Genomic DNA, 10,005 nt, shown 5'->3' on the forward strand with positions numbered 1-10,005 from the left:
CCGCCGCCCTGAGCGATGCGGACTGCGCGCCGTGACCCGTACGGCCGGGCACGGGCGGAATATCCGCGACCGAGGGCATGGCCCCCATGATCGCGTCCTGACGCTGGCTGAGCTCGTGCTGGGCCTCGAGATCGGCGGTAATATCCTCCCGCAGGTCGGGCGAGGGGAGTTCGGGCGCAGTGTGCGGGCCAAGCCCGATCTTGGGATAGGGCTGGTGCGCGCCGGGCGGCGGCGGCCGCTGCTGGCCGATCACCCCGCCTGATACGAGTGGTACCAGTCGGTTACGGTGTCAACCGTGTCCTGATGGTGCGCGCAACCGGCCGCGCCCGTCACGGTCAGGGCCAGCAGCGCCCCCCGGATGACCGGGGCGAATCCGAATGATGGAAAAAAAAATCTTCCCGGACTTGGTGATGGTGCCGGCTTTCCCAATCTCTAGCTCCCGTGGCCCTTTGCGGGCCTGAATACAACATGGCCGGGGCAAACTAACCTGCAATGCCGATCTTAGCGAGGGGGGGCAGGCACGCGCCACCGGCGCCATGGCGGCCGGATTGTCAGGTCGGGACTTGGCACCGGACGCAAGGCGGCGCAGGATAAGGACATGACTAGGCCAGTCCCGGAGAAAAGGGAGAACCCGATGAACGGCATGCAGCCGAAACACCGTGTCCGCATGGATGACGAAGATCCGAGAGATCCCGATATCCCCGAACCCCAGGGCCCGGAAACCGAGGAACCGGATCGCAACCGCACCCTCTCCTCTCCCATAGGGGAGCTGGAAAGCCGCCTGTTCGACCAGCGCAAGGTGCTGGTGTTCGGTCCGATCAACGACAAGATCGCCCGCGACGTGACCGGCCGCCTGCTCGCGCTGGCCGGCACGTCCGACAAGCCGATTGATGTGTACGTGAACTCACCCGGCGGCCATGTCGAAAGCGGGGACACGATTCACGACATGATCCGCTTTGTCGATTCGATCGCCCCGGTCAACATGATCGGCACCGGATGGGTCGCCTCCGCTGGCGCGCTTATTTTCGCTGCGGGCCACAAGGAGCGGCGTTTCTGCCTGCCCAATACCCGCTTCCTGCTGCACCAGCCCATGGGCGGCGTGCGCGGGCCCGCCACCGATATCGATATCGAGGCGCGGGAAATCGTCAAGATGCGCGAGCGTCTCAACCGCCTGTTCGCCGATGTGACGGGCCAGCCCTATGACAAGGTGCGCAGGGATACGGACCGCAACTACTGGATGTCCGCCGCCGAAGGCATCGAATATGGGCTGGTGACGCGCGTAATCGACAAAATCTCCGACCTTCATTGATCCAGGGCAAGGCGCGGATTTCGGCACGTTCATACTATCTGGCGTTCCGTTTGGGGGAGCCGCCTCTGGCGGCTCCCTTAAATTCCAGATAACAGTTCTGCACTTCTTGTTTGATTATGATAAGTGGACCGGCAATGGGATGTCAGGCTGTTTCGATAGTGCCCCATCGGCCGGCGTACCCACGTGACACCGTTCCGAGCAGCGAGCCGACATGACGAAATCACTTTCTGAAATCTATACCAGCCTGCCAGAAGCCCAGGATCCGGGCGCCGCCACGCCGGATGCGGTGGCGCAGGCCGATTTTAACGCCCGCCACTGGTCCAGTCCCGTGCCCGGTCCGCTCCGGCCCGGATCGGCGGAACATAAAAAGGCGGTTGCGGACATGTTCCGTGACACCTTCAACCCCTACAAGCCCTCGGTCATCGAATGGCCGAAGCTGGACCCCGACACGCTCAGGCGCGTGACGTCCCTGCCGGTATGGGACATCGCGGTGCAGACGGAAGGCAAGGCCCGGCTGCGCATGGCCGCCTATGCCCGCCTGGTCGAAGACCCGGACATGAAGGACGCCCTTTCACGCAATGCGTGGGAGGAGAACCGCCACAAGGAAGTCCTGGCCAACATGGTCGCGGCCTACGGCATCCCGCTGGCGTCCGAACCGCCCTACATCGAACCGCGTGATGTGGAATGGGCCTACATGGTCACCGGCTTTTCGGAATGCGTGGACAGTTTCTTCGCCTTCGGCCTGTTCGCCATCGCCCGGAAATCCGCCTTCTTCCCGCCCGCGCTGATCGAGACGTTCGAGCCGGTCATGCAGGAGGAATGCCGTCATATCCTGCTGTTCGCCAACTGGCTGGCCTGGTACCGCGCCACCCTGCCGCTGTGGCGTCGCCCGTGGTTCGAACTGCGGGTGCTGGGTGTGTGGCTGTTCCTGCTCTATGAACGCATCGGCATGGTGACGACCTTCGACGCGGACGGGAACAAGCACCAGCAGGACAACAACTTCACCGTGCATGGCACCAAGGACGTCGCCAATGTCGATGTTCCCCTGCGTGACATGCTCGATATGTGCCTGATCGAGAACGAGCGCCGCTTCGCCGGGTACGACTCCCGCCTGCTGCGGCCCAAGCTTGCGCCCAACCTTGCGCGGTTCCTGCGCTTCTTCCTCAGGCGCACGCCCAATTCCGCCATGCTGGAAAGCCAGCCCGGCGCGGCCTGATCGCTATCCCCCCTCATCCCCGCAATGGGGGATGAGGGGATCGTTCCTAGCCCAGCGTGGGGGCGACGGGACCGGCCCCGAAATCAAGCTGGCCCAGATAGGCGACACGGGTGGCGGGGATGATGTCGCCAATCCGGCCGCCCTCGATGCGGGCATAGCCGTACACCTTGCTTTCTTCCTCGTCCGATCCGATGGCGAGCCCGGCGAACTGCTTGCCCGCGTCATCCTTGAGCTGCCAGATGTCGCCGCGCACGACCGCATCGTATTTATAGCGGAAGCCCGGCACGATCTTGACCAGCAGCGGCGGCATGGCCTCCGTCACGTCAATGGCGGTGCGCACGAATTGCGTGCAGTCCTGATCCGGGGCGAAATAGCCGCGCATGCTCGATGTCATCAGGATCAGGCCGGGCCGGATCCCCTCGCTTGAGACGAGGCGGCTGCGGATGACGAGTTTCTGGTCATCGCGGGAAATTTCCGAGGCCAACATCACGGTCCCGACCTTTGCTTCCAGCAGGTCGGGCACCACGATCATCTGCGTCAGGGGAAGGGTGGCGAGCGTGGTCATCTCTTATTCTCCATCAGGACATCTGCCGGGGCGGACTGGTCTGACTGTGCGCTCCGTTCGGTGTCATGACAACCGCATGCCGGTCATGATGTTCCATGGGGCCATGGCACCTGCGCGCCTGTTGCGTGGCAGGGGCGTAGCCGGTCACGGCGCGCCCGGCAAATCCGTCGGGCCGCATGAATTCATGTGACGTGGCCCCTGCCGTGGGGCAGGGGTGAGAAACCGGATGGTCAGATCGGGCGGTTTTTGCAACAATCGCGGCTGGCCCCGGATGTCGCGCGTTCTTCCCGGCCCTGGTGATGTGCTTTCGTGGAGTATAGGTGATCGGAATGGCCGTGATTTCCCCCCTCGCTTCCCCCATGCCCGCTCATTACAGTTGGGAGACCCGCTGGCTGCACTGGATCACGGCCCTGCTGGTGCTGGAGCAGTTTGTCGTGGGGCAGATCGGCTGGCATTTCATGGCGCGCACCGCCGCCCTCCGGCCTTTCATGGTGGTGACGCATACATCGCTGGGGGTTCTGCTGGCCGCCGTGTTCGTAACGCGCGTGGCCTGGGGGGTGACGGGCGGGCGGGCGATCCGTTTCCCCGCCGTGACATTCCAGGACCGGGCCGCGCGCGGCGTCCATCACCTGCTTTACGTGCTGCTGGCGGCCGAGATCGTGCTGGGTTACATGGCGCGCTGGTCTGGCGGGCACCCCGTGATCGCCTTTGGCGTGCCCATCAATTCCCCGTTTCCGGCCATGGCGCATGAGACGCACCATCTTTTCTCATGGCTTCATCACTGGGGCGCGTGGACGCTGCTCTGGGTGGCGCTGCTTCATGCCTGCGCCGGGTTTTACCATCTTCTGTTCTGTCGCGATCAGGTGTTCCAGCGCATGTTGCCATAAAGGTGGAATATATACCTATTAAGTATTGTAACCGGATGAAGTGGATGGACCGGAAAAGTGCGTTGTGTTATAAAGTATAGAATAGGAATACAAACCTATAATATGTAATTTATCCTGCATTTCAGGCATATGATAGGATAATCTGGATATTCACATAATTGGGATTTGGCGTGGGGATATATAGAAAACATACATGTATGTTTTCTGTTGCATCTCATTTAGGTGTTTATTATTATTGCTTAATATCAGCAAACATAAATAATTAGCTGATCGCCTTGATTGGAACGCCCCTGCTGTGCGCGGTTGATGCCAGATGTTTTTCCGCATTCCTGCATGTGGAGCCAGTTATATACCTGTGTTCTGTCAGTAATCGGATGGTATTGATCGTTCAGAATGGAATCCATGAGCAATCCTGTCTATGAGCTGAAGGTCTATAGTCCCTTCCTTTTGATCGGTGCATTTATTGTCTGCATAACGGGCGCGTGGGTGACCATGCGGCTGGTTGCCCGTATATCCGAAACGCATGGCGGCCAGCGTGTCGGGTGGTACCTGATGTCGGCCGTGGCCGGTTCCACCTTACGTCTGGTGCACGCATTTCGCCAGCATGCTGGCCTATCATTCCGGCGCGGGGGGGCATCTCGCCCCGGTCCGGACCGCGCTGTCGCTGCTGGTCATCTTCTTGGCCATACCCTGCGCGGTGGGGGCGGCTGTCCGGCTGTCCGGGCGTGGTGGCTGCCTGGTCGGCGGGACGATCCTGGGGCTGGGCATCGCGGGCATGCATTACATCGGCATGGAAGCCTACCGGCTGGATGCGCCGGTGACGTGGAACATGCCGCTGGTGGTGCTGTCCATCCTGATCGGAATCGGGCTGTCCACCGTGGCGCTGAAGCTGGCGCTGCAACCCGGCACCGTGCGGCGCGGGATTGAAATGACGCTGGCCATGTCCGGCGCCGTGGCGGGGCTGCATTTTACCGGCATGGCGGCCATGCATGTCGTCATGCGGCCCGCCATGCCCATGATGCACGACAACCAGCAGTTCCAGATGATCGGTTTCGCGGTGCTGGGTGGTTCGCTGCTGACCATCATTACCGGTATCGCCAGCTATGTCATTGATGGCAGCCTGCGCCGCGAATCATATGGTGAACTGCATCGCATGGCCATGTCGGACGCGCTGACGGGGCTGCCCAACCGCATAAGCTTCAATGAACGGCTGGCCGAGGAAGTGAGCCGGGCCGACCGGAACGACAGGCCCTTCGCCATCATCGGCATTGATCTCAACAAATTCAAGGAAATCAACGATACCCGTGGCCATGCGGCGGGCGATACCGTTCTGGTCACCCTGGCGGAACGGTTCTGCGCCCTGCTGGGGGAAGGGGAGTTCGTCGCCCGTCTGGGGGGGGATGAATTCGTGGCCCTTCACCGCATGGTGGATGACAGCGAACTGCACGGTTTTGTCGAGCGTATCCAGCAGGCGCTGAACCAGCCCATCCCGATCGATGACTATATGGTTACGAGCGGGGGCAGCATTGGCGTGGCGGTCTACCCCATTGACGCGACGGACAGCGAAACCCTGATTTCGCGCGCCGACATGGCGATGTACCGCGCCAAGAACGACCTGCACCAGACCGTGTGGTTCTATGAAAGCTCGCTCGACCAGAACATACGCGAGCGCCGCGCGCTGGGTGACGACCTGAAGCAGGCCATGGCGAAGCGGCAGCTTTCCCTGCACTACCAGGTCCAGACCGTGGTCGCGACCGGCGAAGTCTCGGGCTACGAGGCGCTGCTGCGGTGGGACCATCCCACCCGTGGGCATGTCCCGCCGCTGGAAATCCTTGAACTGGCCGATGAGAACGGCCTGATCATCCAGCTTGGCGAATGGGTGCTGGAGCAGGCCTGCCGGACGGCCGCCGGGTGGAAGGGGAATATCTGCGTCGCGGTCAACATGTCGGCCTCGCAGTTTCTGGAACCCAGCTTCGCCGAGACCGTGAAGGCGGTCCTTGGGCGCACGGGGCTGCCCGCCAGCCGTCTCGTCATCGAAATCACGGAGGAAACCGTGCAGCGCGACCGGGCCCGCGCGCTGGTCATGGCGCAGAAGGTGCATGCCCTCGGGGTCCGTTTCGCGCTGGACCAGTTTGGCGGGAAGGGGTCCGTCCTCTCCGCGCTGCGTGATTTCCCCTTTGACAAGATCAAGCTCGACCGTCTGGTCATGCAGCAGGTTACGACCGATCCGAAGGTGGCGGAACTGATCCGCGCCGTGACCATCGCCGGTCATGTCCTGCATATGTCGGTTCTGGTTCAGGGTATCGAAACGGGCGACCAGTTGGCCCTCGCCTATTCCGAGGGGTGTGACGAAGGGCAGGGTTATCTGTTCGGTCCCCCCGCTTACGGTGTCACGGCCATGGCGGTCCGTCCCGCGGGTGGGGGAGAGTCTTCACGCAGCCCTGTCGGGCAGACAAGCCGCCGATTTTATTCTTCCGCCTATTTTGTCCCGCGATTTGAGAGCTCTGGAATCCTATGAAACAGTATGAGGACGCGACCACTCCGCCCGAAACACCCAGGATGACGGATGCCAAACGCGCGGGCCGGGAATTGGGGATGACCGCGGATGTCAGCCTCGAACTGCTGGAACAGGCTACCGATGGCATCGTGGTCATCAATGAGCGTAACGAGGTGGTCTTCTTCAATCCGGCGGCGGAGAAGCTGTGGGGCTATACCGAAAGCGAAGTGCTGGGCACCAATGTCAACCGCCTTGTGCCCTCGGTCTATCGTCATGAGCATGACAGCTATATCGACAGGAACCGCGAGACAGGCCGGGACCGGATTGTCGGCACCTCGCGTGAGGTGACGTTCGAGAACAAGACCGGAGACCACATTTCGGGCGAGATGTCGATTTCGAGCGCCGTGCTGGGGCCGGACAGGAAACGCTACTACATGGCCATCATGAAGGGCGTGACCGAGGAGAGCCATCGCCGCAAGCTGCACGACCTGCAGAACACGGTGTTCGAAGCCATTTCGAACGATATGGGGATCCCGGACGTGGCCGATCTGGTCTGCCGGGAGGTGGAAAGCTTCGTGCCCAACACGGTGGCGGTCATCATCCTGCTGGGCGACAACAACCGCCTGCGCATCATGTCCGGTCCGGGCCTGCCGCGCCATTACGCCACGGCGCTCGAAAACGTGGTGCTGAGCGAGGACGACCTCGCCACCATCTCCCGCGATCCCCTGGCGGTGGGGCGCATCGTGTGGGACAGCTACAGTTCGCTGGGCATTTCGCTGGGGCTGCATAATTGCTGGGCTTCGGCCATCAAGTCGCGCAATGGCCGGATATCCGGCATTTTCGCCCTCTATTCCCGCAACCAGTACCAGTTGAGCGACTGGCCACAGAAGATCGTGAGCGGCTCCGTCTCGTTCTGCGGCGTGGTGATCGAGAATTATGAGGCGCAGCAGCATATCTCGCAGCTTGCGAACTATGATTCGCTGACCGGGTTCCTCAACCGTTCCGCCGTCCACAAGGTCATCAGTCGATGATCGACCTGCCGGGGGACAATAATTTCGCGATCTTCATGGTCGATATCGACCGCTTCCGCGATATCAACGACACACTGGGCCACATGAATGGCGATGCCTTCCTCAAGGCCATTGCCCAGCGGCTCAAGACCCTGTCGCGTTCCAATTACATTCTCAGCCGGTCGGGGGCGGACGAATTCGTCATCGTGCTGCCCGACACCAATGAGGCGCGCGCCGTGATCTTCGCGGATCGGCTGATAAAGGGCATGCAGGAACCGGTCGAGATCGCGGGGAACCTGCTGGTCGTGTCGCTGGGTATCGGGATCAGCATCTTCCCTGAAAACGGTCCCGACGGGCAGTCCCTGCTCAGTCATGCCGAAAGTGCGATGCGCCGGTGCAAGAAGGCGGGGCGCGGGGGGTACTGCGTATCCAGCACGGCGGATAACCGCGCGGCGGAAGACCGGCTTCTGCTGGGGTCGGCCCTGCGCGATTCGCTGGCGCGGGGGCTTTTGAACCTGCATTACCAGCCGCAGGTCGATATCCGCACCAACAGGCTGTACGGGGCGGAGGCCCTGTCGCGGTGGAACCATCCGACACTGGGCAATATCTATCCCTCCCGCTTCATCGCCGTGGCGGAGGATACCGGGCAGATCGAGACCATCGGCGCATGGTCGCTGGAGGAGGCGGTCAGCCAGATCGTCCGGTGGGACAAGGAAGGGCTGTATGTGCCCGCCGTGTCGGTCAACCTGTCGGCGGTCCATTTCTGCAACCGGGACCTGCCGGCCCTGATCGAGCGTATCCTGCGCGAACATGATGTCGAGCCAAAGCGCCTGACCGTTGAAATAACGGAAAGCGTCATGATGGGCGAGAACGAGGAAACGATGAAGGGGCTGGCCGCGATCCGTAGTCTGGGTGTCGGCCTGTCGATGGATGATTTCGGCACGGGGTATTCATCGCTGTCCCGCCTCACGCGCCTGCCGCTGACCGAGATCAAGATTGATCGCAGCTTCATCATGAATCTGGAGCAGGACGCCAATGCGCAGGCGGTGACCACCGCCGTTATCGGCATTGGCAACCGGCTGAACATGACGGTCGTGACCGAGGGGGTCGAGACCGAGCAGCAACTCAAGCTGCTTCAGGATCTGCATTGTGACGTGGCGCAGGGCTATCTGTTCGCCCGGCCGATGACCCCGCAGGACATGCTGGCCTGGGCGCGCCAGCCGCACCCCTGGAGTCCTGACCCGCTGCTCGCGCCCTGAGCGTAAGGGACTGCCCCAGCCGTTTTTTCATAAAGGCGGCGTTCCCTGAAGCTTTCCGCAGAAAGCCCCACCACAAACCGTTCATGATTTCCGGAGTGGTTTGCATGGCAGGGGGCGCATGCCCTACATCGGGGGAAAGACGTGTGGGGCGCGGTTCCGGCCCGGCACGACATTTCTTGCCCCTGCCTGTTCCCGTCATGTGACGGTGGGCGGGCGTATGGCCACAGGATAGTCCCATGACCTTACCCGTTTTTGATCTTTGTCTGAAAAATGGCAGTGTTGTCCTGCCCGACGCCACGGTCGTAACCGATGTATATGTGCGCGACGGGCGTATCGCCCGCATTGGCGGGCAGGGTGATGCAGGCAGGGTCATTGACTGTACCGGCCTGACCGTCCTGCCCGGTGTGATCGACACGCAGGTCCATTTCCGTGAGCCGGGCCTGACCGGGGCGGAGGATCTGGCCACCGGCAGCATGGCCGCCGTCATGGGGGGCGTGACCGCCGTGTTCGAGATGCCCAATACCCGCCCCGCCACCGATTGCCCGGAAGCCGTGCTGGACAAGCTGGAGCGCGCGCGCGGGCGCATGTGGTGCGACCACGCCTTTTACGTCGGCGCGACAACGGATAACGCCGACCGGTGCGGTGAGCTGGAAATGCTGCCGGGTACGGCGGGGATCAAGATTTTCATGGGGTCATCCACCGGCAGCCTGCTGGTGTCGGACGATTCGATGCTGGAGCGCGTGCTGCGCTCCGGCCGCCGTCGTGTCGCCATCCATGCCGAGGATGAGACCCGGCTGCAGGAGCGCCTGTCCGAACGGCGGGCGGATGATCCGTCCAGCCATCCCGTATGGCGCGATGACGAGACGGCCCTGCGCGCCACGCGGCGTATCGTGCATCTGGCGCGCCGTACGGGGCGGCGCATCCATGTGCTGCATGTCACCACCCCGGCGGAAATGGAATTCCTTGCGGCGCATAAGGACATTGCCAGTTGCGAGGTCACGCCCCAGCACCTGACGCTGGCGGGGGAGGAAGCCTATGCCGGGCTTGGCACGCTGGCGCAGATGAACCCGCCCATCCGTGGCCGCGCATGGCGGGACGGGCTGTGGTACTGGATGGGGCAGGGTGTGCCCGACATTATCGGTTCCGACCACGCGCCCCATACGCTGGAGGCCAAGCAGCGCGCCTATCCCGCCTCGCCCGTCCGGCATGCCGGGCGTGCAGACGCTTCTGCCGCTGATGCTCGACACGTGGCCCAGGGGCGG

7 protein-coding genes and 2 pseudogenes are annotated in these 10,005 nt (G+C 62.4%); 6 read left to right on the forward strand and 3 right to left on the reverse strand.

The window, feature by feature from the left end; all coding sequences use genetic code 11:
* Positions 1-253, reverse strand: a pseudogene (locus JCM25156_RS30830) (OmpA family protein); the annotation flags it as partial.
* A gap of 381 nt (positions 254-634) precedes the next feature.
* Here JCM25156_RS30830 and JCM25156_RS05605 point away from each other — a divergent pair.
* Together JCM25156_RS05605 and JCM25156_RS05610 are read left to right on the forward strand one after the other, a co-directional pair.
* Positions 635-1,309, forward strand: a complete 675-nt coding sequence (locus tag JCM25156_RS05605) for an ATP-dependent Clp protease proteolytic subunit (RefSeq protein ID WP_025812418.1) — start codon at positions 635-637, stop codon at positions 1,307-1,309.
* Between the two features lie 211 nt (positions 1,310-1,520).
* Positions 1,521-2,525: a ferritin-like domain-containing protein gene (locus tag JCM25156_RS05610; protein ID WP_025812419.1), complete on the forward strand. Its 1,005-nt coding sequence runs from the start codon at positions 1,521-1,523 to the stop codon at positions 2,523-2,525.
* A gap of 46 nt (positions 2,526-2,571) precedes the next feature.
* Here the strand turns inward: JCM25156_RS05610 and JCM25156_RS05615 are convergent, their stop codons facing one another.
* Positions 2,572-3,090 carry a hypothetical protein gene (locus tag JCM25156_RS05615; RefSeq protein WP_025812420.1) on the reverse strand — a complete coding sequence of 173 codons (519 nt, stop codon included), beginning with the start codon at positions 3,088-3,090 and terminating at the stop codon, positions 2,572-2,574.
* A gap of 329 nt (positions 3,091-3,419) precedes the next feature.
* Here JCM25156_RS05615 and JCM25156_RS05625 point away from each other — a divergent pair, with 329 nt between their 5' ends.
* Positions 3,420-3,977 (forward strand): cytochrome b, encoded by a 558-nt coding sequence (locus tag JCM25156_RS05625; protein WP_025812421.1) that lies wholly within the window; start codon positions 3,420-3,422, stop codon positions 3,975-3,977.
* Positions 3,978-4,222: 245 nt separating this feature from the next.
* Here JCM25156_RS05625 and JCM25156_RS29350 read toward each other — a convergent pair whose 3' ends face one another.
* On the reverse strand, positions 4,223-4,381 hold the full coding sequence (locus JCM25156_RS29350) for a hypothetical protein (protein ID WP_159104968.1): 159 nt from the start codon (positions 4,379-4,381) through the stop codon (positions 4,223-4,225).
* A 200-nt stretch (positions 4,382-4,581) separates the two neighbouring features.
* Between JCM25156_RS29350 and JCM25156_RS21845 the strand changes: the two genes are divergently transcribed.
* The 3 genes and pseudogenes from JCM25156_RS21845 to JCM25156_RS21855 all read left to right on the forward strand — a co-directional run.
* The gene (locus JCM25156_RS21845) at positions 4,582-6,495 is read left to right on the forward strand and encodes a putative bifunctional diguanylate cyclase/phosphodiesterase (protein ID WP_242402499.1); all 1,914 of its coding nucleotides are present in this window, start codon (positions 4,582-4,584) and stop codon (positions 6,493-6,495) included.
* A gap of 41 nt (positions 6,496-6,536) precedes the next feature.
* Positions 6,537-8,743: pseudogene (locus tag JCM25156_RS21850) on the forward strand (EAL domain-containing protein).
* 236 nt (positions 8,744-8,979) lie between these two features.
* Positions 8,980-10,005: dihydroorotase (locus tag JCM25156_RS21855; protein ID WP_242402500.1), on the forward strand; the 1,026-nt coding region annotated here is incomplete at its 3' end.

This window comes from Komagataeibacter kakiaceti JCM 25156 (assembly GCF_000613305.1).